This is a genomic window from Streptomyces sp. NPDC107562 (assembly GCF_055657325.1).
Genome location: NZ_JBVKBE010000001.1, coordinates 1,291,937 through 1,314,952 on the forward strand (window position 1 = coordinate 1,291,937; position 23,016 = coordinate 1,314,952).

A 23,016-nucleotide genomic window follows, 5' to 3' on the forward strand; every position below is an offset into this window, starting at 1 on the left:
AGGGGTTGGGGTCGTCGAGCTGGGAAGAGCCGCCGGTGATGTTGGCCGTAGCAGCTGCCAGGATGGCCGAAGCTCACTTGTTGTCACTGAGGGTTACTGGGATACTCGGCGACCTCGTTTGCACCAATGGCTTTGTCAGGACCGTTGGTGCCTTCCGATGCGGTGGAACGGTCTGGGGAGCGTGGGCGTAGTGACTGGCGGGGGCACGTGGTCAGAGCTGGAGGCCTACTGGCCCGCTGAAGAGATGGTGCGGGACCGGGAACGCGTCAAGGACAAGATTGCTGAGTGCTACAAGGCAGCGCATCCCACCGGACAGGACCCCTCAGCCGGGGACATGGACTCGTGGCGCGAGAGCGTCTACGAAGTCGCCACAGCGCTCAAGGATCTCGGCCTCGGCCAGGTGTGGGTGTTCGTCGAGTATCGCGTCGACCCGAAGATGAACCCCATCGACGTGGTTCTCGCCGGACACCACCCTGAGGGCGGGCTGAGCTTTGCAGCCGTCGAACTAAAGCAGTGGAGCACAGTCGAGCGGCCCAACCGGGCAAACGCCACCAAGGGCCTCTGTGCCGAATGCCGGAAGCCAAACGCCCTGACCCTGTGCCGGCAGTGCGCGATCGAGCGCGTCTACGCGCCGTTCTACTCTGCGCACAAGAAGCACCCGGCGGTACAGGTGCGGGACAACCTGGAGTCCCTCAAGCAACACCACAGCATGTTCGACGACCGGTACGTCCACCTCACGGGGACCGCCTATCTGCACAACCTCAAGGACCCGCAGTCTCAGTGGATCAGCCAGGTCATGCCCTGCTCCGGCATCCGCACGTTCACGGCCCGCCAGCCCGCGAAACTTCGGGAGTTCCTCAAAGCCACCTTCAGCAAAGCTGACGGTGCGGACGCTGCCGAAGCGCTGCTGGAACGGCGCCGGTCGACCGCGCTCCTGACCTCCGAGATCGGCAACATCGTCAACGGCTACACGCACTTCAGCCTGGTGGAAAATCAACTGAAAGCCGTCAACCACGTCATGGACTCGGTTCGTGATCCGTCAGCAGGCCTCAAGCAGGTCTACGTGATACGAGGCCGCGCAGGCACGGGTAAGTCCCTCGTCGCCCTCACGCTGCTGGGAGACGTCATCAGGGAAGGCTACGAGGCACGTTTCGTATCGGGTGGCGTGGCGTCACGCGAGAACTTTCGACGTGGCGCACCGCGCGGCTACGGCAAAGCGTTCACGACGCTCAACAAGCTTGCGGACAATGTCGGACCCGACGGAGTGGACCTCATCGTCTGCGACGAGGCGCACCGGCTCACCGAGCGCCCGATGAAGGGCTCGTTCTACATGCGAGACGGCGAGTCCTCCGTCGAAGTCATCGTGTCCCGGGCAAAGGTTCCGGTCTTCTTCATCGACGGCGACCAGCGCCTGTTCGCTGACGAGGTCTGGTCCGAGGACCTACTCATCGAGGAGATCCAGAAGGTACCCGCGGAGGTCGTCACGATCGACTTCGACCGCGCGCTACGCGCAGTCGGTAGTTCCACATTCGACACCTGGGTGAAGCGGCTACTGCTCGGCGACCCGATGCCATGGAAGGCAGACGACGGGACGGAAGCCGAGCCATTCGAACTCCACTGGACCGACAGCGCCGCACAGATGGAGAAATTCCTGCAAGCCAAGTTGAACGCCGGCGCGAGCGCCCGGATGACGGCTGGCATGTGCTGGGAGTGGACTGACACGTCGGGCACCATCCCGGACGTAGCCCCGGAGCCAGGGTGGGCCCGCCCGTGGAACGCCGAGGACCCGCGCGACGCCCCCGGCGTACCGAAGCGCCACTACTGGGCAACTGACAACGGCGGCTTCAATCAGATCGGCTGCGTACACACCGCCCAAGGACTGGAGTACGAATGGGGCGGCGTCATCATGGGCCCCGACCTCACATGGTCAGGCGACGCCTGGGTCCTGAACCGGGAGCATGTGAAGAGCAAGGCCATCCGGATCGACTCCGACGACGAGTTGACGCGACGGATCCGCAACCACTACGGCGTCCTGATGACTCGCTCCATCCGCGGCACGGTGCTCTACTCCACCCACACGGCCACCAGACAGCTCTTCGCTGACCTCGGCGTTCCAAAACTCTGACACCGCAGGCGCCCCCGCCCCGCTGATCGTCTGGCAGCTCAACAACTGCACCAGGCTGGTGGGCGTCGGACGGGCATCGTGGGGGTGAGGTTTCTGGCGTCGGGCGGCGCTTGTCGGAAGCTGAGAGGGCTGCCTGCGAGCTGGTTGATCGGCGCTGGGAAGTGGCCTGGCTGTGGACGATCCACGTCACTAGAGGTTGTCCCGTAACCGGTGGGGCGGTTGGTGCGTTGGTCGGGCATGGGTGGGGTGATCTCAGCAGATGATCCGAAGTGGATCGAGCCGTTTGCGGGTCTGACCGAGGTGCAGTTTGCGAGGCTGGTGGCACTGGTACGGCGCCGAGGTGGCGACGTTCAGCGTGGCCGGCCGTGGCGGCTGTCGCTCGAGGACCGGGTGTTGCTGGTGGCGACGTACTGGCGCACGAACCTCACGTTGCGGCAGGTGGCGCCGTTGTTCGGAGTCTCAAAGTCCGCGGCAGACCGCATCCTCGATCACCTCGCACCGCTGCTGGCCATCTCGCCGGCCCGCCGGCCGCGCAAGGACACCGTCTACATCGTCGACGGCACACTCGTGCCGACCCGCGACCGCACCATCGCCGCGTCTAGCAAGAACTACCGGTACTCGACCAACCTGCAGGTCGTCATCGACGCCAACAGCCGCCTGGTCGTGGCGATCGGTCTCCCGCTGCCCGGCAGCCGCAACGACTGCCGGGCCTTCACCGAGTCCGGCATCGATCGGGTCTGCCGCAGCGCCCCGCCCCTCGCCGACGGCGGCTACCAAGGCACCGGCCTCCTCATCCCGCACCGCAAACGACGAAGCCAGAGCCACCTGAGCCCCTCGCAGGAGGCAGAGAACACCGTCCATTGCCGGGCACGAGCGCGGGTGGAACACGCCCTGTCGCGGTTGAAGAACTGGAAGATCCTGCGGGACTGCCGACTCAAGGGCGACGGAGTTCACCAGGCCATGCTCGGCGTCGCCCGGCTGCACAACCTGGCCCTCACCGGATAACTCACACCCCATACGGGACAACCTCTAGGCATCAGTTCCGGCTCTGCCGGACCAACGAGAAGGGGGGCGGCCGCGTGACGGACGCGACCATGCCGGTACCGACCATGCCGGGAGCATCCACGGTGGAGGAGGCATGGGCCAAGCTGCCTCGCTACCTCGATGTGATCGGCGGCTACGACCTGTGGCACGTCGAGACTTTGGTCCGCTTCTACGGATCGGAGCGGGCCGGGGCCCGCATCATCGAGCGCATCACAGAGAAGCTGGCCGAGCACCAGATCGGTCACCTTCCCGGCCGGCTCCCGACGGACGGCAACTGCCCGGTGCTGATCTACAACAAGACCAACACCGACATCGGGTATCTCCTCAGTCTGGTCCAGAACTTGGCGACGCAGGACGTGTCCGACAATACGAGCCCGTCGGTCCATCAGCTGAACTCCCTGCTGAAGGGCCACACGGCGCTCCTGCGGGCCCTGCGTACCAAGAAGGACTAGAACGGTGAGCAGCCTGAACGCGGAGGAGTGGAACACCCGTTACCCGGTCGGCACGCGTGTGATGGCCTACCCCGGCGTGCGGCCGGAGGACTCGCTGGCGGTCGCGCATCAGAAGCGCACCGCGGCCGGCCGCCTGATCGGAGACAGCGACATCGACCCGTGCAGGAGGCTGGACACTGTTACTCGGTCCGTCGCCTGGATCCTCGGGCACGGTGCCCCGGTGGTCCTCGTCGAGGGTGAGACCGGCGGCATCGCGCTCGACCACGTCGACCCGATCCCCGCTGGCGCCACCGGTGGTGAGATCCGTGACTAAAGCCAGCAGCACAGGAGCCACCCAGCCCAACCCTCGCCCCGACCTGAACTTCACCCCGGTCCGCAACGGCATGGATTATCTCGCCAGGGCCGTCGACGAACTGACCGAGGGCACTTCGCCTCCGAGTGAGCGTGACCTCAAGTACGCAGTTCTCCATCTCCAGGCCGCGACCGAGGTCCTGCTCAAAGCACGGCTGGTAGGCGAACACTGGAGCCTGGTCTTCAGGAAGATCGGCGACGCCAATCTCGACAACTTCAAGAAGGGGCAATTCGAAAGCACCACTACCGATGAAACTATCCACCGGCTTTCGGCGATTGCGCAGGTGGACTTCCCGACCAAAGCCCGTGTTGCCATAAAAAACCTCGCTGAGGACCGAAATGCGCTGATGCACTACGGGCACACTGGTTCTGCTTACAGAGTCGAAGCAAGAGCGGCTCAGGTGCTCAGCTTCCTGATGGAGTTCATCAACCACGAACTCCGGCCAATGCTCGATCGGGAGTTGCAGAAAAAGTTCCATGCCGACTGGGGCAGTCGTGTTTCCCTGACCCCTGAAAGGGTTTATAAAAGGTACGAAGCCCCCGAAGTTCAGAGCGTAGATCGTGAGCTGCGAGCAGTCACCGAGACCATGGGTGAGCTGCGCTTGAAGCTCGGCCGTATCGAGAAGCTTGTCGACGAGCGCATGAAGGCTCTGTCAGGCGAACTTGAGCAGGTCGAGCACCGCACCATCCACTGTCCTGAGTGCAGGCTAATGGCGCTCGTTGTCAATGACAGTAGGACGCCGGTGCCGCTCTCCTGTCGATTCTGTCTGTATTCCTACGGGGATCCGCAGTCGGTGGCAAGTGATTACGTCTGGCGTGTCATCGGGGAGGACAATGGTGCACTGACCGAGTGTCCGGTTTGTAAGGTCAACTGTCTCGTGCTGGGAGTGACCGTAGCTGCGGACGTGCATGAAGAAATCGGCCTTTGCTTCAATTGCAGCGCTTCGTATGACGTGAGCGACGGCGCGTCGGACTCCGACGAATTGGAGGAACTGTAATTTTTCCGGCAGTGGGAGGGCCGATGAAGGGGACCACGCCGGACGCGGAGATTGTCGTGGCCGAGCTCGTCGAAGAGGGGGAGCTGGTGCGCGGCGCGCCGGCCCCCCCCGCCCGCTCGTCGACAGGCACACGGTGCTGATGCCGGGCGAGGACATCTCAACCAGCGACGATCCACGCACGACGTACACAGAGCGGGACCTATACGTCAGCGACGAGACCGCCGCAGTCCTGCAGGACACGGACCCGACCGACTCGGGCCCGATGCGGGCCTTCAAGGCGTGGTGCCAGGAGCAAGGCCGTGTAGCCGTGCCATGCACGACCGCCACCTTCACCGAGTACGGGCGGCACTTGATGCAGCGAGGCCTCGAGGTCGCCACCATCACGAACTACATGTCGCGGATCCGAACGGCCATGCCGCCCGGAAAGAAGCCGGACAACAGCCTGTACCTGCGGCTCCTGGCCAAGTACCGGAAGACCAACAAGCGCGCCATGCGTACGCGGCAGGCGTTCCCGATCACGCTGCCCTACCTAGTGCCGATGATGGAGAAAGCCGAAGCGGACGGCCGGCCAATCGGCTGGCGCGACGCGGCCTTGTTCGCCTTCGGATACCGGTTCCTCGGACGCAGCGTTGAAGACGCTGACCTGGACATCGAGGACCTGACCGTCATGGATGACCGCATCCTGGTGTGGCTCCCCGAGGACAAGACGCACAAGGGCGAGGAACAGAACCTCGTGCTCCAGGACCGGCCCGACATCCAACTCGTCCCGCGGATGCGGCGCTGGCTGGGCTATCTCGCCGAGCAGGGCATCACTACAGGGCCCGTGTTCCGGCATGTCCTCAAGAACGGCAAGGTGGCCTCATCGGCAACCCGGGCGAAGACGGCCAAGAAGCGCGGGGAGCACCTGCGGGGGCACACCATCAACGAGCGGGTGCAGTACTGGTTCACCAGGGCCGGACTCGTGAGCGACGGGCGGCCGGTCACCTCCCACGGACTGCGCGCGGGTGGCGCCACCGACCTTGCTGAGAACGGCGCCACGGACCAGGAACTCGAGGACGCCAGCCGATGGGCCAAGGGATCGGCCATCCCCCGCAAGGTCTATGTGCGCCCGGCAGAGGCTGGGAAGAAGGACCCGTTCGCCAAGGTGCCTGTTCACAACACCGAGCGCTCGAGGGCTGAGTGACAGGGATCAACGAAAGACCCCCGCTCCGGGGAGCGGGGTCCGTCCGTCCCCCTCGAAGCCGATCGAGGGGTACCGTTCTGGTGTCGAAGCAGAACAGGAGCCAGTATGCACGCTCTGCCCGAAGACCACACCGGCGTGCGCATGGCGCGACTGCGCCGCGAACGCCACCTCACTCAAAAAGCCGTCTCAGACCTGACTGGGATCCCGTACAGCACGTACACGAAAACCGAACAGGGTGTCATCGCCGCCACTCCACACGTCGTCGCAGCATTCGCTCGAGGTCTGCGCATTGAAGTCGCCACAGTGGTCGGCCAGCCCTACGTCGACGAGCTGAGGGCGGACGAACTCGACGTCCTGATAAGGCCCATCAGGGAGGCTCTGGACGTCTACGACCTCGGCGGCGACCCCGACATTCAGCCGCGGCGACTCGAAGATCTCAGTGACGATGCCGAGGCCCTCCTTGTGGCCGTCCGTGCAGGTGAGATCAAGAAGGCCGCGAGCAACGTCGCCGGTCTCATCGAAGAGGGCACCACCGCAGCACACGCACTGAACACCACCGAGGGTTGGCTCACCCTCGCATCGTTCTACCGGACGGCCTACGACGTCGCGGCCAAGCTGGGATTTTCGGACCTGGCCCAGTTGTCGCTGGCCCGTATGGACTGGGCTGCACAACGAGGTTCCGACGCCGTTCTCGGCGGCATGTACCAGTACCTGCGCGCGCTTACCTACCTCCGGGAAGGCAAGTTCGCGATTGGGCAACGTCTCGTCTTCAAGGGCTTGTCCACCCTCCAGCAAGCCGAGGCAACGCGTGAACGCGAAGTCGTTACCGGGCAGCTCCATCTCGGCGGAGCGGTGATGGCCGGCCGAGCTCACGACAGCAGCAAGGCGCTGGCCCACCTCGACGAGGCCGATCGGATCGCCGGAGCGACGGGCGAAGCGGTCAAGGTGCATTACCTGACCTTCGGCCCAACCAACGTGAAGGTGCACCGGGTCTCCGTACTCGCCGAACTCGACGAGTACGGCAAGGCGGTCGAGGCCACTGACGGACTGACCATCCCGCAGGACTGGCCCAAGTCGCGGATGAGCCACCACTTCGCTGAGGTCGCCCGTGCGCAGATGTGGACCGGGAAGCTCGAAGCCTCCTTCCAGAGTCTGATCCAGGCACGGAAGGCAGCCCCGCAGCAAGCCAAGTACCACCCGATGGTCCGGGAGACGTACGCAGGTCTCGAGGCAGCCCACCGACGCCTGCCTGAGAGTTTCCTGTCGTACGGATCCTGGCTGAGCACCGCAACCGGGCAGGTCGCCTAACCGTCACTCACTCCCCGTGAGGCTTTGGCCCCAACTATCATCAACTTGTGATAGTTGGGGCCTAGTTGTGAGCCCACCATGTCGTCACTGGCCATTTCGACATGGAGCCGACCATGACGACGATTCACGCCGCGGCCCAAGAGCGCACCCGTCGACGCGCTCTCGCTGACGCCGCCGGGCCTCCCCGCCCCGCCCGCCGAGACTGCGAAATTTTGAACCAGCGGATCACCGTCGCCGCCCGACGCGCAGACACTCCGCCGCGTCCCGAAGACGCTTGCCGCGTCGGCGTACTTCGCCGGATCGCAGCGGCCAAGCTCAGATACTGCGGGCTCGAGGCACTGATCGGCGAGGTGTCGCTCATCGTCTCGGAACTGCTGACCAACGCACTGCTGCACAGCGGCACCACCGAGGTCACGCTGAGCCTCGGCATCCGCGACGGCTTCCTTCACATCACGGTCGTCGACGGCATGCCCGGGTACGCCACGACAACCCCCGCCCCCGACGACGCAGAATCCGGACGCGGTCTCGCCCTGGTAGACGTCCTGGTCGGTGAGCACAGCGGCACCTGGGGCACGAGCGAAGACGGCGCCAAGACGTGGTGCAGTCTCCGCGTCCCGCCCGAGGAGCGGCCGTGATGTCCCCGGCCACCATCACCCGATGCGTCGGGGCAGAGCCGCCATGGGCGCCCCCACTCGCCGCTGAAGAGTTAGCCGACGTCTTAGCGAAGATCCGCCAGTGGACTCCGTTCGACGGTGACGCCCTCCTCGACGACGTCGGGGCGGTCCTGGACGACGTTATCCCCCACGAAGAGGACCTCGACGAGCACGCCCAGCGGCTCCGCGGCCACTTGATGCAGCTCGTGGACATTGCCCTGGCAGCCGAGGCCGACCGCAAGGACGCCGAGGCCGGCCGACTGACCCAACAGGCCCGCGACGTGCGCGCCCAGGAGATGCCGGGTGACCACCGGCAAGCCGTCGGCCACCTGCGCCGCATGGCCTGGTCTGTCAACGAACTCCTCGAGCGCCTCGCCGTGCTCCGTTGCCTGAGGGAGGCAGCGTGATCATTCCCCCGCTGCCGTACAGTCCGCCAGCCTCGCCAAGAGAGAACCGTTCCGTGGGCACCCCGGCAGAACCCCGCCTGATCCCCTTCATTACCCAGCGCGTCGGGGAGGAGGCTGCCCCAGACACGCTGATGATCGTGGCTCACGCCTCGGGACCGCGGCTCTACTACGAGGACGAAGACCTCAGAGACAGGCCGCTGCGAGGCGTTCTGTGGGGGCGCTGCGGCTTCAACCCATCCGACGAGCACGGCATGCCGACCGGCCGACCGCAGTGGAAGCTGATGCACCCCTACCGGCAGATGCTGGCCATGATGGGCATGCGCTGCCAGGTCTGCGCACAGCCGGCCCGTACCAGCCTCGGCAACATCTTCCTGACTGGCCCCAAGGACGAGGACCCCTCCCAGGCCACGATCTACATCAACCAGCCACCCGTGTGTCCCCAGCACGTCCGCACGGCGGCCGCGCTCTGCCCCCACCTGGAGCGGGCCCCGATGGTGCTCCTGGCCCGCAGCGCCCCCCTGTACGGCGTCCACGGCGTCGTCTACGGCCGCAGCGGTCAAGGCGAAGTGCGCGTCATCGACCGCCCGGACCACGCCCTGCCGTTCAACCACCCGAGCATTCGCATGGTCCTGGCGTCGCAACTCATCCGTCGGCTCAGCTCCTTCCGCGTGCTGGACCTGGAGGAGCTGCTCCGGGAATTGGGGCCCACCACATAGACCCCTGGCTGGTGGCCCGGCGGATCCGGCCGGGCACCAGACAGGCCTCAGTTCTACGACGCGGTGCTCGCGTTGTGACCTGCACTCATCGTCACGGCAGGTTGCACCGGGGGTCCCGCGTACCCTCCCGCCCGACGATCGACGGGCGGCCAACTCATCAAGGGAGCACAGCAATGGCCCAGGCCACATTCGCCCCGACGGCAACGCCCGAGGCCCCGCTCGCCGGAGAGTGGGAACTGACCACCACCATCACGCAGTCGCCGGTCCCGATTGTCGAGGCCTGCGACAGCAGCGACGGATGCGCGGCGTCCTGCGCGTCGTCCTGCACCTCGAGCTGACCCCCATCTCGCGCCGGTGCGGGCGGCCACCGCCCGCACCGGCGCACCCCCCGACGGAGGGAGGAGAGACACCCATGGCTCCACCGATCTTCCGACGGTTCGGCAACGCGCTGGTCCTGCGCGCCGCTGCCCTGCCCGTGAAGGCCCGGCCCGCAGACTGGCCTGCCATCAGCTCCTCGGACGCATGCCGTCAATGGCTGACGCACGTGTGGGACGACGACACGTTCGTCGCCTCGCTGCGCGCCGCCTCCCCCCGCCTCGTCGAGTACGTGGACCGAATCCTGGCCGGTGAGGACATCGAGGCGAAGCGAATCCGAAAGGCCACCTGCTCAGTCGCCGGGTACCTGTTGCGAGCCACGGGGCGGCCCACGCCCTTCGGTCTGCTCGCCGGGGTTGCCCCGGCCACGGTGGGTGCCACCGACGCCGCCATCGGCACCGCGCACCAGGCGGTCGCCCGCCCCGACACCGTGTGGGTGCACCACCTGCGCACCGACCTCGAGGGGCGGCCCGACGTACTGCCGCACCTGACCATCCACATCAACAACTTGGCCCACCGCAGCGGCGACACCCTCAGCATTCCGCGCTCCGGCGGCCGTATCGCCAGTGCCCGCATCAGCCGGCCCCTGGCCATCCTGCTGCGATCGGCTCAGCAGCCGACCACCGGCCGGGAGCTCCTCGTGCAGCTCACCGAAGCGGGCGGTACTCCGGAGCAGGCTCTCCGCCTCATCAGGCAGGCCCTCGCGGACGGCTACCTCACCAGCAGCCTTGCGGCGCCCATGACCGTTACCGATCCCGCCCGCCACATCGTGCGCGCTCTCGGGCCCCACCACAAGGACCTCACACCGGAGACCCGTGACGTCCTCGCCCAACTGGGCGAAGCCCTGCAACTGATCGGCGATCACAACCGTGCGGGCGGCGCCGAAGCGGCCCAACTGCGCGGCACTGCCCACGCTCTGATGGGATTCGCTTCCGCCCCCAGCCGCACCCGCATCGCGTTGGACCTGCGGCTCGACGCTCGTGTCAGTGTCCCTGGCCACGTCCTGCAGGAAGCGGAGCACGCCGCGGATGCGCTGGTGCGCCTGACCCGGACCCGCGGGGAGACGCCGGCGTGGGCGGGGTACCACACCCGGTTCTGGGAGCGGTACGGCGCCGGAGTCCTTGTTCCCGTCCGTGATGCCGCCGACATGGCCGCCGGGATCGGGTTTCCTGCCGACTACCCCATGTCGCTGTGGCCAGAGACACCGTCCAAGGTGCTGCCCCGTGACGAGCACCTCGCGGCGATGGCCATGCACGCGAAGGTGACCGGCGCCCGCGAGATCGTGCTGACGGAAGCAGACATAGACCAGCTCGCCGACGCTCCCCGAGACGGATGGGTGGCCCCGCACGCCGAGATGGCGATCCGGATCCGGTCCGCTAGTTCTGATGCCGTGGACCGGGGAGACTTCCTGCTCGACGTGCGACCGGCCTGGACCGCCGGTGCGCTGTCCGGCCGCTTCACCAGCCTGCTGAGGACCGAACTGTCAGACCTGTACCCCAGACTGCCCACCATGGTCGAAGGCGCGTTACCGGCACAGCTCTCCTTCACGCCCGTCTTCCCCCACGGCGAGAACGTCTCCCGCATCCCCGCACTGCTGCGCAACGTCGTCAGCCTGGGTGAGCATCGCGAGTCGGCCGACCACATCGTCGACGTCGACGACCTGGCCGTGATCTCCACCGGCCAGCATCTTCACCTGGTCAGCATCTCCCGACGCCGCGTCGTGGAGCTGCTCGTGCTCCACCCGCTCGCTCTCGAGAAGCAGGCGCCGCCCCTGGCCCGGTTCCTGGCGATGCTCGCACGCGGGTCCGTCACCGCCTGGACCGCCTTCGACTGGGGCCCCGCCGCCGTCGCCCTGCCCTTCCTGCCACGGATCCGCTACCGCCATTCGATCCTGGCCCCAGCACGCTGGAAGCTGTCTGCCAGCTCCCTGCCCGCCGGGCCGTTCACGCGGCAGTGGCATGAGGCGCTCACCGAATGGGCCACCACATGGGACTGCCCGCCGCACGTCGATCTGCGCAACGACGACCAGACCATGAGCCTCGACCTTGCCGAGCCGCTCCACGCCTCCCTGATCCACCAGCACCTGCAGCACCACCCGTCGGCCGTCCTCGCCGAGACGGTGACGGCCGACGAACTGGGCTGGATCGGCCACGCACACGAGATCACGATGCCGCTTGCCGCCGACGGCCCGCAGCTCCCGGCCCCCGACCTCACGAACGCCCCCCTGATCACCAACAGCGACCTGCCGCGCCCTGGCGACGGGGGCCGCTGGCTGCAGGCGAAGGTCTTCACGCACCCCACAGCCATGGACCAGATCATCACGCGGCGCCTGCCCGGCCTCCTCGAGGCCCTGGGAACCGACGACGCGTGGTTCGTGCGCTACCACTCACTGCACGAGACGGACCACCTGCGCATCCGCGTGCCCGCCCACAGCAACACCCTGGAGACGGTGGCCGCCTGGACCGCACAGCTCACCGCGGAGAACCTCGCCTCCGACCTCGTCGTCGACGGCTACCGGCCCGAGACCGGCCGCTACGGGACCGGCCCCACGATGGAAGCCGCCGAAGCCGTGTTCGTCGCGGACAGCCTCGTCACCCGCTGCGCACTCACCGACCTGCCCCATCTCCCCCGGGAGGTGATCTGCGCACTCAGCATGATCGACATGGCTGAGGGGTTCCTCGGCACCCGCGAAGGCTGGACGTGGATGGCCACCACCCCAGCACCCAGCGGAGAGGGACACCTCGAGATCACGCGCCCCACCCTCCGCCACGTGCGTACACACCCCCTCGTGGCCGCATCTCCCCGCCTCACCACGGCGGTAGCGCAACGCCGGGCAGCCCTGGGCAAGTACCAGGCCTGCCTCAGCGATCAGCGCACCGCGCAGATCCTCCAGTCGCTGCTGCACATGCACCACAACCGAATGTCGGGCCCCGACCGAGCCAGCGAAGCCGCCTGCCGGCACGCCGCACGGCAGGCCTGCCGATCCCTGACCGCCCGAGGAGACGCATGAGGCACGACGACCTCGGCGGTGGCCACGCCGGAACCGCCCTATACGAGATGGTGCTCGCCCACACCACGGGCACCTGGGCCGCCGCCCACACCGCTGCACAGACCATGACCGCCCACCCCCTCGCAGGCCACCCCGACGAAGCCAGCCTGTACCGAGGCGTTCCCGCCGTCGCCTACGCGCTGCACTTCGCTCAACCGCGCCCCCGCACCCTCGCCGAGCTCGACGCCGAAACCATCGCCATCGTGGCCGCCCGCCTGGACACCGCGCAGCGCCGCATGGACACCGGACAACCGCCTCGCACAGCCGAATACGACCTGATCAGCGGGCTCACCGGGCTCGGCGCGTACCTGCTGCGGCGCGAACGCGACACCGCGCTCGAGCGCATCCTCCGCTACCTCGTCCGGCTGCTCACCGAGCCGCTCACCGTCGCCGGCACTCCCGTCCCCGGCTGGTGGTCCACTGACGCACCGGCCGGAATGGATGACGATGCATTCAGCGCCGGACACGCCAACTTCGGCATCGCTCACGGCATGCCCGGCCCGCTCGCCCTGCTCGCCCTGGCCAGCCGTGCCGGGATCACCGTCGACGGCCACGAGCAAGCACTCGACGAAGGCATCACCTTCCTCACCCACTGGGCGCAGCCCTCCCACGCCGACACCCTCGGATGGCCCGAACTCCTCACCCTGGACGAATTCACGACCGGGCCCATCACCCGAGCCACATCAGGACGTCCCTCCTGGTGCTACGGCGCACCCGGCATCAGCCGCGCCCTGCAGCTCGCAGCCATGGCCCGACGCAACGCGCCCGCCCGCCAGCTCGCCGAACACGTCGCGCTCGACACCATCACGGACCCCGAACAGCTCTCCCAGATCCCCGACACCGCGATCTGTCACGGCTGGGCCGGACTCCTGCTGACCAGCGACCGCATCGCCACGGACGCCGTGACCCCCGCCATCAGCAAGCACTTGCCGACCTTGCGAGCGCACCTGAGCAGACGCAGGGAGCGGCACGAGATACCCGAGGACGCCGGCCTGCTCACCGGGAACGCCGGCGTCCTGCTCACGCTGCACACCCTCACCCGTCCCCAGCCCGCGGATCTGGGCTGGGAGACATGCCTTCTACTGAACTGAAAAGGACGGCCTTACCCGTGAGCCAGACCCCCACTGCCGACGAACTGCGCCACCGCCTCGTCGACGCAATCCTCAATGGCGTACGCGTGTCCGCCAACGTCGAACGCGTCATGCGTGCGGTGCCCCGCGACGCGTTCCTTCCCGGCATCGACCTCGAGGACGCCTACGTCGACCAAGCCGTCTCCATCAAGGACAACCCCCTCGGCGGCCCCCTGCCCCTGTCGTGCGCGTCGGTGCCGTCCGTCGTCGCGATGATGCTGAACCAGCTCGACGTCCAGCCCGGCGACCGCATCCTGGAGATCGGTGCCGGCACCGGCTACAACGCCGCGCTCCTGGCTGAACTCACCGGCGACCAAGGCCATGTCACCAGCATCGACATCGACTCCGACGTCGCGCTCCACGCGCGCACCGTGCTCGACCGCGCCGGATACCAGCGGGTCCATGTGATGGAACGAGACGGGCTGATCGGCGCGCCGGAGAACGCACCCTACGACCGGATGCTCGCTGCCGTGGGTCTGTGGGACGTGCCCACTGGATGGTGGGAGCAGCTCGCCGAGGGCGGGCGCCTCGTCTTGCCCCTGCGGTGGCGCGGCCAGACCCGTTCCGTGGCACTCACCCGCCGCGGCGACACTCTCGTCTCCGACGGCATGGAGCTGTGCGGCTTCGTCCCCGTCATCGGCCAGGACGGTGAGAGGACCACACCGCTCAACACCGACGGCACCATTCGCGTCATCCACGACGAGGACCAGGCCGTGGACGCCGACGCCCTCGGCCACAGCCTGAGCAGCGCCACGGGCGTCGTGGTGATGTCCGAGCAGCGGATCGGCGGCGAGGAATCGTTCGACGGAGTGTGGCTGCGCGCCACCGCCTCCGACGACCGGGTGTGCCGCCTGCAGGTCATGCCCGATGCTGTGGCGCAAGAACTGATCCTGCGGCCGTCGATCCCCGTCCGTAGCCCGGTCCTGGTCGACGGGGACACCCTGGCCTACCTGATCGTGCGCCGTGATGACATGGACCCGCAGCGACCCTACCGGCTCGGCGCGGCCGCGTACGGGCCGCACGCCGAGAAGCTCGCCCAGGACCTCATCGCGCACGTCGAGGCGTGGGGCACCGCCCGTTCCGCGGTTCCCCGCCTCACCATCTCCCGGGCGACAGCCTCTGCTGCGGACGTCTCGGGGCACGTGATCAGCAAGCCCGAGAGCCGACTCACGCTGACCTACTGAGCCGTGACTGAATGGGCGCCTTCCCTCCGTTCGGGGAAGGCGCCCTTCGCGTGAGACACGGCTATGCGTGTAACAGATCGCGGTGGTTGACGTTCCGGCAGTGACAGGGTTTGCGGTTTACGTCAACCCCGCAGTGATCTGGAGGAACGGTGACGACCGCGACAGCCCCCCTCTCGCCCGAGACAGGCCGCTCCCACCTGCAGGACGGCCTGTTCGCCTGGCTCGAGCCTGAAGCACCAGCACCGGCGGCCGAGACGAAAACGCTGCCGGCGTCTGACCCGGAAGGCCCTCCGGTTACGCCCGAGCCGGAGATGAAGCCCGACCTTTCCCACGTGTGGGTCGTCGCCGCCACGATCGAGGTCACGCCGAAGATCGCGAGTATCGCCGACTATCGAGGCAGCTTCAAGACCAGCGAGGGCCAGCGCATCGAGGCGCTCGACGTGTACTGCGACGGCTGCCGCCGCCCCTACGACGAGGTCAAGGGCGACGACTGCGCCGCCAAGATCGACAATACGCACCTGATCGGCGGCGACCAGACCAAGTGGGCCAAGCGCAAGGTGCCCACCCCGCGCCCGAACGCCCTGATCATCCCCGGCGGCACCATCAACCGCCGCGGCATCGGCGCCTACATGTCTGGGGTCTCCCGGCTCCCGCGCTGAGCACGCGACGTAAGCGCCGTCCGCTGTCCATGGTGCTCGGCGTGACTACTCAGCGAACTCAGCCGTCGAGCGACGGCCCTCCTGTCGCTACCAGCGACATCACTGGGGATGCTCGAGCCCCTCGACCAGAGCTCCCGGGCCGTCGCCAACCTCAAGAACTGCCGCTGCCGCGCACACAAGGACCCGGAGGGCATCGCCCGGCACATCAACACCGGCCAGCCAGTCGTCGCCGGGAAGAAGGTCACGGTCACCGTGTCCGTCCAGGCCCCCCTGGTGGTCGAGGCCGAGGTGGGCACCGTCTACCCGGGCAACCTGCGCGCCGACGGCACCCACTTCATGTCCCGTGCGGCCGCAATCGTCGCCGCCCGCCGCTGATGTGTGCCGCTATTGCGGAGGCTGCGGCGGCGCTCGATACCCTTACGGGCCTGACTGGGGAGGGCGACACGATGAACGTGTACCCGTGCCGTAAGTGCGGTGAGCTGTACGACCCTGGGGTGTCCTTCGCGAAACCTCACGCGTGCAGGCAACGGCAGACGACCGCCCGACGGCAGACGACCGCCGAATGGCGGAAAAGCGTCGGATGGCGGGAGGGACAGGGATTCGGTCGGGTGCGCCGTCTGTCGCGACGAGAGCAGCGGCACTTCTGGCTGACCGTGGCCTGGTCGGTTCTGTCGACCTTGTTCGGCCGCCGAGCACGACGTACTGACTGGGTGAAGGCCGCACGGCAGCCGCGGGCGGGCGGGTTCGGCGCGGGTGGCGACGGCGGCAGTGCTGGAGACTGACACAGCACACAGGCACGCGCCACCGCACGCGACACAACGACTCGCCGCCCGTCGCTAGTTCGCAATCCGCTCGATTTCCCTGAGGTTTCGCAGAATCTCCAGCAGTGCACTGACAGCCTCGCCAGTTGCCGCAGTATCGCCTTGCAACGTGGCCAGCGCCCTCTGACGCTGCTCGCTGTGAGGTCCGGGAATGCCCGTTGGCGGCAAATCAAACAGTTGCCGGGTCCGCCGCAGTCCTCGCATCGGTCGAGCGCTCAAGTTGCCAAGTTGCTTGGCCGAGTTCCGCAGGTCCGTGTAGGCGTCAGGCCTCAGCCAACGACCTCCCACCTCTTCGAGCCGAGGACGTACGTCACGCTCGAGCCGGTCCCAGTCCTGACAGATCTGATCAAGCCAGGCGTTCCGTGCCTCACCAACGAGTCGGAACGTCCGTCGGATCGCGGCGTCACGCTCGTCGTAGAGGCGAGCGACCGTTCTGTCCTGCACCGAGCGACCTACAGGCCCGCTGGCAGCTCGAACATTGACGGCATTCCGCAACCTGGCGTTTGCGGCCCGAAGGGACATGAGCTCGGTGAGAGCCGACTGGAGGTCCTGGGAGGTGAAGCCTCTGAGACTGGTGGAGATGAACTGCTGCGCCACCTCATTGCCCCGCCGGAGGGCGGCCCGCCGATCCGCCGCATCCGCCTGCATCGCTCCCAGGTGCGAGAGCACGACCAAGGCGAAGGGCACACCCAGGAGCAGTCCCGTGAAGCTCGATATCAGGTTGGTCAGAAACGCACGGTTATCCCACCATTGATGGGCGTCGCCGTAGACGCCAAGGCCGAACGCGGTGAACCAGGCAGGGATAGCCCAGTAGACCACCAGTCGAATCGGCCTAGGCGTGTCGCTCCACCAGTTGCGAAATCTCCCACTCATAAGCACATCCCCCCTGCTGATCTAGCACGCGACACTACCGCGCAGGCTGGCCACAGTGCGGGTCATGGCTACGAACTCCGCTCCCAAGAAGCCCGCCGCGGACAGCGCGGCGGAGGCCGCCGAGACGGTCCCCGCGACCGCCCCGGCCCGTCCCGTCCGCAAGCCGTCCCTCGACCCGAACATCGTTGGGCCCGCCCTGCGCGCCGGCGCCGACCCGGTCGCCGTGCCCCTGGCGCACCACCACAACATCAACGGAGCCGACTACCCCCCGGGCGCCAAGCTCCTCCTCGCTCCGGACTACGCCCAGCGGCTCCGCGGCCAGGGCTACGCCACCCAGGTCTGATGAGCGAGCCCGCCCTAGCGGACGCTGATCCGGTCTCCGTCCTCCTTCCTTGGCTGCAGGCACACCCGGCGGTCGCCGCCGTGCTCGGCGGCCCCAGCCGTGTGTCCGGAATCGAAGAGGCGCCCTGGCCGCACCTGCGCATCGACCACGGCCCCGGCGGAGACCTGCGGGACATGAACTGGGCGATCTCGCCGGAGGTGACGCTCGTGACACCCGGCGGTGACGGTTCGACGGGCGGGGGTCTCCTGACCCGCATCCGAGGGCTCATCGGCAGCGCGCAGGGCGAAGCCGACCGGAACCCGGTCAACGTGCCGGTGCGGATGCATCTTCCCGGCGGCCGGCGCGGGCTGAGGATGCTCGGCATCGGCGCCCTCGTGTCGCTGGTGCAGCCCACGGTCGCCCTCATCGGCCAGTACGGCGCCGGACTGACGGCACTCGTCTCCGCGGCCGCACCTGCCGTCGGTGTGCTCGGCGCGATCCCCGGCCTAATCGCCGCGGCGGGCACGGCCGCGATCGGCACAAAGGTCGCGCTCAGCGGTGTTGGTGACGCATTCAAGGAGTCGGCGAAGGCGCAGCAGATGCTCGCCGCCGAGGGCGAGATCAGCGAGGCGCAGCAGTTAACTCATCGGACATGGAGCTGCAGTCGGGCTCTGCGTACAGGGCGAGCTCTTCGGTCGGTGTGTAGGTGTGACGACGCGTGCTAAAGGTCCACTTGGTGCCGGGCGGGTAGGGCTGGACGGTGGTTTCGGGAGCAGGCATGGGCGCAGTGTGCCGACCGAATAGGAGGGGCGGGGCGTTCCGGGGCTTTCCGCTCGAACAGGTGAGGGGCCGCTGGTGGGACGGTTGGCGGGTGCTGGGGTGCAGTGCCCGACGCGAGCGCCTGTGCGCCCCATCACGCCCACTCCACGAACCCGCCCAGGCGGAGCACCGTCGAACGCATGGGGGACACACGTGGATACACGCAGGAGTGTGCAGGCCGCGGGGACGGACGCTGCCCGAAGGGTGAGGTCCTTACGATCGACGCGGGAATCGTGGAGTACCGGTGCGATGACTGCCGGGAGTACTGGCGTCTGCACGACACGCAGCCGGAACGCCGGGAGAAGCCGAACGATGGGCTGACACGGCCCGTGGGAGACCCGGGGGAGGTGGGCAAGGAAGATGCGGCGTAGCGGCGCCGTCCGGCTCGTTTGTCACGCGTTGGCGGAGGAGACCGCCCACGGGTCGCCGAACTTTTCCAGGAACCAGACTCATCCGGAAGCCTCCATGCTTCCGCCCGACCGTTTCGGTCTTCGAAGGGTCCCTCCCGGGTAGTCCACCCGGTCAGGTCGCCGTCCTCGGCGTACCAGGATCGCGATTCACCGTCACGGTGAATGGACCCGAGCACCGCGACCCAGACGGCTGGCTCCACCGGATCGATCGGGATGCCTTGACCGCTGTGCTCGGCCGGCTTGGACTGGGCAATCTCCTTGACCTCCCGCCGCTCGGGGAGGGTGAAGGTCCTCGGACGCCCGCCTTCGTACTTCGGGCAGAGCGCCTCGAACCCGTCCACGTTGAAGTCGTGGATCACATTGCGCACCCGGTCCGGGCTGGTGAAGGTCACCTCAGCGATCTTCGTCACCGACATGCCCTGCGGAGAGCAACACCATCTGTGCGCGCCGAAATCCGCAGCAACCGCCGGCCCTCATCGTCATCGATCTCACGAACCCGCACCCGTTCAGCCATGCGCATAGGCCGGGGTGCGCAGGACCGTGGTCGGGGCTGCGCACCTGTCGGTCGTGACCCCTACTGTGCAGCCTTGTCCGCGCGTGTGCTCAGCGGGCCGATCGGCTGCCCCAGTTCACCGGCTGCCAGAGTGCTGGACCGGCCGGGGCCGGGGCCCCGATGGTTGGGGCTGGTACAGCCGCTGTGGTCTGCGCCCACGCGACTCGCGTGTCGGGATGTTGGACGGGCCGCCAGACGGGCTCTGCCGGGCCGTTGCGCAAGATGTCGACGAGGGGAGCGACCAGGACGGGAACGGTGCGCAGGAAGCCGTCCAGCCCGGTGTCCTGTGCAGCCGTGTGCAGCGCGGTGATGCGGGTTTCGATGCCGGCGGGTCCGGTGCCGTCGAGGACGAACAGCAAGCGTGGGAAGAGCGGGTAGCGCTTGCGCCATTCCTCCACCAGCACGTCCATGCTGGGCTTGCGCCGGCCTGGGGGAGGGGCCGGGGTGTACGCGTGAAGGCGGGCGTATGCGGCGAGTTTTGCAGCGAGGCGTTCGGGTCCCATGGTGGCCCGGTCGACCTCCACGAACGCCCGCAGCATCGTTCCCTCGCCTCCCTGCCGGTAGTAGAGCAGCGCGTCGGGGATGACAGCTTCACCCCCGCCCAGCGGGTGGTGGACTTCCGGGATCCAGTCCAGCGCCTCGCAGATGTCGCCACGGCGCCGCGCGTCCTTGAGGAAGGCCAGCCCAGTTTCGGTGACGGTCAGCGAATGCCCGACCCGCAGCCGTACGGCGGTGGGGTCGGATGCCAGCCGTGGCGGCCGCCGGCCCCGCAACTCCGGCCACTCGGAGGCAACCTGCACCCCATATGCGGTCGGGTACCACACCCGCTGCCTTCCGGCCTGGGGAAGGGTGATCCGGTCGACCAGCCCCTCGGCCCGCAGCTTGGCCAGCCGGCGCCGGGTCTGCTCGATCCGCACTCCCGGCGCGATAACCGTATGCATCTGCCCGGTTGTGGCCATCCGGTACTGGACCAGTACCGCCAACGCCAGCAGGTCACCGCCACCCGCATCCGCCTGCGCCATCATCATCGGCCGCTCCCCGCCTCTCCGAGGGCGCCGCTCCGTGCGGCGCCGTGCTCACGAAGCGAGCGCACCAGCCGGCCCCGACCAGAGCACCAACCACAAAGCCCTGACCACGATCACGACTCGACAACACCGCCCCCGACCGGGCCCACAACCCCGCCGACAACCCCACCCATAACTGTTGCCAGCCTCTGGGGCCTCCACCCGCAACGCAGCAGGTCACCACATCAATCTCGTCGTGGTGGGCGGCCCGACATCCCCCTCTGCACACCACCGCACCCACACCCGTCTGAGAAAAGGAAAGGAGAAGGGCGGGGCTGGGGCGGGCGGGTGAGCGGCCGGGGGATCAGGGCGGCGGGTGTATCTGTTGCGCGTCGGCGGCCGCCTCCGCGCTACCACGACCCAGCCAGCGGCCAAGCCCCCGCAGAGCCGGTTCGGCAAGGCGCAGACGGGGCGAGGCCGCGTGCAGCACCCGTGCGGCTTCTGAGAGACGCTCAGGGCCCTCAGGTCGTGCTGTCGCCAGCTTCCGCCTCGTACAAGGCGCGGGCTTCGGTGACGGCGCGCTGCCAACTGCGTGGCACTCCGCCATGCTTACGGGCCAGACGCGCGGCGAGCCCTCGCCGGTGGCCGCCGTCAGCGCGCAGCGCAGCCAGCACCACACCCACCGCCTGGTCCCGCCGGCTACGGTCGGCGGTCGCCGGGCTCCCCGGCTTACGACCGGCCCTGCCCAGCCGCCCCGTACCGACATCCTCCCGCCACGCCACCCAAAACGCCTCCACCGCCCGCTGATCGAAGTACTGCGTACGCCCGATCACATGCACCACCTCCGGATGCCGGCGCTCCTCCGGCTGCCCGTGACGCTGCACATACCAGCGATCAACGGTCCCGGCCGACGCACCCGTCAACTGCCGCACCCACGCCCGACTCACCACCCAACGCCCCTCATGCACCGTGCGCAGCGGCGTCTCCTCTGGCACGACCATCCCCCTCAACCCCCACCCACCACAGCATCCCGCTCCCGCCACAACACGGCACCCTCTAGGATAGGAGCACCTCTTCGCTGGGAGGTGCGCTGGTGGAGAATCCCCGGACCAGGTTTGCCGACCTACCGGAAACCAAATTCTCCACCAGCTCAAACCAACAAGAATTCAAAGAATCCCAGGGCGCAGCAAAGCAGCGAAACTCACCTTTCCCCGCGGAGCGGGTGGCTCGGCGCTGCGCGCCGGGCAAGTGAAAAGCCCCCGGCAAGCCGGGGGCTCAAAAAGGGCGGGTCCCCGCAAGCGGCAACCCAGGGCAGCGCTGCGCGCCGACCAGAGGAGCACGGCGCGATGCGCCTTCAGTCGGGGCCGGGGCGCCGAGATCCCTTCACCGGCACCCCGGCCCTGTGCCCCGTCGGTGAGGACCGGGACACAAGGGCGGGCCAGGTCGCCATCCACAGCCCGCCCAAGCCCGCTACAAGACCGTGTACGCCACCGGCGGGTAGACCGCCTCCGTGTCCCCCTCGTCCTCACCATGGACACCAGGCGCGTCCAGGAAAGCCGCCGCCTCCCCACCCCCGAGCAGCTCGGCCGCCTCAGCAGCGCTGCACTCGTTCAGCACCCCCCAAGCCAGATGCCACGCCTGCACGGTGTGGCCCGAGCCCTCACCCGCCATGGGAGAGCGCAGGTACATCACCCCGTACGACAGCGTCTGCGCCAGCCCACACGCCAGCAGGAACGCGAAGTTGTCGAAGTACCGCTGGTCCGCGCCCACCAGGTCTTCCGGGCCGCCGTCGCCCTCGACAGTCAGCGCCAGCGTGGCACTCAACGGCCGCTCCTGGCCCTCCATGTCGACCCCCAGCCGCACGACGTGCTCACCCGGAGCCAGCCGCCCCATGATCTGAGCCAGCACCACGTGTGCCTCCTCCCGCGCCTCGGCGAATACGTCCATAGAAATCGGCTTCAGCTTCATTATTTTTTCCTCCACTCGCTGGGTGGCTTACGAAGTCCGGAGGAGTTGCCGCCCCTTCAGACACCCATATTCTTCCTTAATCACGGACGCTTCAAGCGCCCATTTCTCGCCATACAATGGCCAGACCGAAGCACAGACAGAGGGGGAAGTCATTCCCGCATCCAGAAGGCGCACACCCTGCGCCAGGGAGCGGTACAGAATCCCAGTTACTACACAGCACAGAAGTGCGATGCAGCTCTTCGCGCCCAACTTGACCTATCGGAGAGATCCCAATGACGTGGCGTGGGAGGGGTGCGGGTGGAGTGCAGCGGAGCACGTCTCTACGGTGTGGCCGGCATCCTCTCGGGCCGACGGTCCGTCACTTTCTCTGTGGGGGTGGTGGCTGGGATTCCCAGACGCTGCACGGGCGCGAGCGTGATGCACCCTCCCCTTGCTGCTAGCCTCAGCACCCGCGCTTGCGCGGGTGCCCGCAATTCGCGCTTGCGCGAATTGCATTGCGTTTAGAATTCCGCTTGCGGAATTCAATTCCCGCGCTTGCGCGGGAATTTGGCGGAGCGTCAGCGGAGCCATTCGCTATGCGGCGGCTTGCCGCCGCATTACCCGCTCCGCGGG

The 23,016-nt window shown here is 67.7% G+C and carries 21 protein-coding genes and 1 pseudogene; 17 read left to right on the forward strand and 5 right to left on the reverse strand.

The annotated features are described in order from the left end of the window. Positions 1 to 181 precede the first annotated feature (181 nt). The 15 genes from ACZ7LV_RS05695 to ACZ7LV_RS05765 all read left to right on the forward strand — a co-directional run bounded on the left by ACZ7LV_RS05695 (position 182) and on the right by ACZ7LV_RS05765 (position 16,009). Positions 182 to 2,125, forward strand: coding sequence for a DNA/RNA helicase domain-containing protein (locus ACZ7LV_RS05695; protein ID WP_471935977.1), 1,944 nt, complete (start codon positions 182 to 184; stop codon positions 2,123 to 2,125). 237 nt (positions 2,126 to 2,362) lie between these two features. Beyond that, positions 2,363 to 3,130, forward strand: a complete 768-nt coding sequence (locus tag ACZ7LV_RS05700; protein ID WP_471936150.1) for a transposase — start codon at positions 2,363 to 2,365, stop codon at positions 3,128 to 3,130. 74 nt (positions 3,131 to 3,204) lie between these two features. Continuing rightward, the gene (locus tag ACZ7LV_RS05705) at positions 3,205 to 3,621 is read left to right on the forward strand and encodes a hypothetical protein (RefSeq protein ID WP_471935979.1); all 417 of its coding nucleotides are present in this window, start codon (positions 3,205 to 3,207) and stop codon (positions 3,619 to 3,621) included. 4 nt (positions 3,622 to 3,625) lie between these two features. After that, positions 3,626 to 3,934, forward strand: a complete 309-nt coding sequence (locus tag ACZ7LV_RS05710; RefSeq protein ID WP_471935981.1) for a hypothetical protein — start codon at positions 3,626 to 3,628, stop codon at positions 3,932 to 3,934. After that, positions 3,927 to 4,970, forward strand: coding sequence for a hypothetical protein (locus ACZ7LV_RS05715; RefSeq protein ID WP_471935982.1), 1,044 nt, complete (start codon positions 3,927 to 3,929; stop codon positions 4,968 to 4,970). Before ACZ7LV_RS05710 ends, ACZ7LV_RS05715 begins: the two co-directional genes overlap by 8 nt. A gap of 139 nt (positions 4,971 to 5,109) precedes the next feature. After that, complete coding sequence (locus tag ACZ7LV_RS05720; protein ID WP_471935984.1) at positions 5,110 to 6,153, forward strand: tyrosine-type recombinase/integrase; 1,044 nt, start codon at positions 5,110 to 5,112, stop codon at positions 6,151 to 6,153. Between the two features lie 105 nt (positions 6,154 to 6,258). Further along, positions 6,259 to 7,461: a helix-turn-helix domain-containing protein gene (locus tag ACZ7LV_RS05725; RefSeq protein ID WP_471935986.1), complete on the forward strand. Its 1,203-nt coding sequence runs from the start codon at positions 6,259 to 6,261 to the stop codon at positions 7,459 to 7,461. Positions 7,462 to 7,574: 113 nt separating this feature from the next. Further along, positions 7,575 to 8,096 (forward strand): ATP-binding protein, encoded by a 522-nt coding sequence (locus tag ACZ7LV_RS05730; protein WP_471935987.1) that lies wholly within the window; start codon positions 7,575 to 7,577, stop codon positions 8,094 to 8,096. Then, the gene (locus tag ACZ7LV_RS05735; RefSeq protein ID WP_471935989.1) at positions 8,096 to 8,521 is read left to right on the forward strand and encodes a DUF6415 family natural product biosynthesis protein; all 426 of its coding nucleotides are present in this window, start codon (positions 8,096 to 8,098) and stop codon (positions 8,519 to 8,521) included. Before ACZ7LV_RS05730 ends, ACZ7LV_RS05735 begins: the two co-directional genes overlap by 1 nt. A 131-nt stretch (positions 8,522 to 8,652) precedes the next feature. Then, on the forward strand, positions 8,653 to 9,237 hold the full coding sequence (locus ACZ7LV_RS05740; RefSeq protein ID WP_471935991.1) for a hypothetical protein: 585 nt from the start codon (positions 8,653 to 8,655) through the stop codon (positions 9,235 to 9,237). A 412-nt stretch (positions 9,238 to 9,649) separates the two neighbouring features. Beyond that, complete coding sequence (locus ACZ7LV_RS05745) at positions 9,650 to 12,622, forward strand: lantibiotic dehydratase (RefSeq protein ID WP_471935993.1); 2,973 nt, start codon at positions 9,650 to 9,652, stop codon at positions 12,620 to 12,622. Continuing rightward, a complete protein-coding gene (locus ACZ7LV_RS05750) occupies positions 12,619 to 13,752 on the forward strand; it encodes a lanthionine synthetase C family protein (protein ID WP_471935995.1) in 1,134 nt (377 codons plus the stop codon). The genes ACZ7LV_RS05745 and ACZ7LV_RS05750 overlap by 4 nt, the downstream gene beginning before the upstream one ends. Positions 13,753 to 13,769: 17 nt before the next feature. Continuing rightward, positions 13,770 to 14,975 (forward strand): methyltransferase, FxLD system, encoded by a 1,206-nt coding sequence (fxlM, locus tag ACZ7LV_RS05755; RefSeq protein WP_471935997.1) that lies wholly within the window; start codon positions 13,770 to 13,772, stop codon positions 14,973 to 14,975. Positions 14,976 to 15,124: 149 nt separating this feature from the next. Continuing rightward, complete coding sequence (locus ACZ7LV_RS05760) at positions 15,125 to 15,634, forward strand: hypothetical protein (RefSeq protein ID WP_471935999.1); 510 nt, start codon at positions 15,125 to 15,127, stop codon at positions 15,632 to 15,634. Between the two features lie 108 nt (positions 15,635 to 15,742). Beyond that, on the forward strand, positions 15,743 to 16,009 hold the full coding sequence (locus ACZ7LV_RS05765) for a hypothetical protein (protein WP_471936001.1): 267 nt from the start codon (positions 15,743 to 15,745) through the stop codon (positions 16,007 to 16,009). Between the two features lie 461 nt (positions 16,010 to 16,470). Here the strand turns inward: ACZ7LV_RS05765 and ACZ7LV_RS05770 are convergent, their stop codons facing one another. Further along, a complete protein-coding gene (locus ACZ7LV_RS05770; protein ID WP_471936003.1) occupies positions 16,471 to 17,274 on the reverse strand; it encodes a hypothetical protein in 804 nt (267 codons plus the stop codon). Positions 17,275 to 17,392: 118 nt separating this feature from the next. Between ACZ7LV_RS05770 and ACZ7LV_RS05775 the strand changes: the two genes are divergently transcribed. After that, positions 17,393 to 17,671 carry a hypothetical protein gene (locus ACZ7LV_RS05775; protein ID WP_471936006.1) on the forward strand — a complete coding sequence of 93 codons (279 nt, stop codon included), beginning with the start codon at positions 17,393 to 17,395 and terminating at the stop codon, positions 17,669 to 17,671. Further along, complete coding sequence (locus tag ACZ7LV_RS05780) at positions 17,671 to 18,375, forward strand: hypothetical protein (protein ID WP_471936009.1); 705 nt, start codon at positions 17,671 to 17,673, stop codon at positions 18,373 to 18,375. The genes ACZ7LV_RS05775 and ACZ7LV_RS05780 overlap by 1 nt, the downstream gene beginning before the upstream one ends. Before the next feature lie 713 nt (positions 18,376 to 19,088). Here the strand turns inward: ACZ7LV_RS05780 and ACZ7LV_RS05785 are convergent. The 4 genes and pseudogenes from ACZ7LV_RS05785 to ACZ7LV_RS05800 all read right to left on the reverse strand — a co-directional run. Next, a pseudogene (locus ACZ7LV_RS05785) lies at positions 19,089 to 19,393 on the reverse strand (helix-turn-helix domain-containing protein); the annotation flags it as partial. 89 nt (positions 19,394 to 19,482) lie between these two features. Continuing rightward, complete coding sequence (locus tag ACZ7LV_RS05790; RefSeq protein WP_471936012.1) at positions 19,483 to 20,460, reverse strand: replication-relaxation family protein; 978 nt, start codon at positions 20,458 to 20,460, stop codon at positions 19,483 to 19,485. A 497-nt stretch (positions 20,461 to 20,957) separates the two neighbouring features. Beyond that, entirely contained in the window at positions 20,958 to 21,431 is a 474-nt protein-coding gene (locus ACZ7LV_RS05795) for a hypothetical protein (protein ID WP_471936014.1), read from the reverse strand. A gap of 475 nt (positions 21,432 to 21,906) precedes the next feature. Beyond that, a complete protein-coding gene (locus ACZ7LV_RS05800) occupies positions 21,907 to 22,404 on the reverse strand; it encodes a hypothetical protein (protein WP_471936016.1) in 498 nt (165 codons plus the stop codon). Positions 22,405 to 23,016 lie beyond the last annotated feature (612 nt).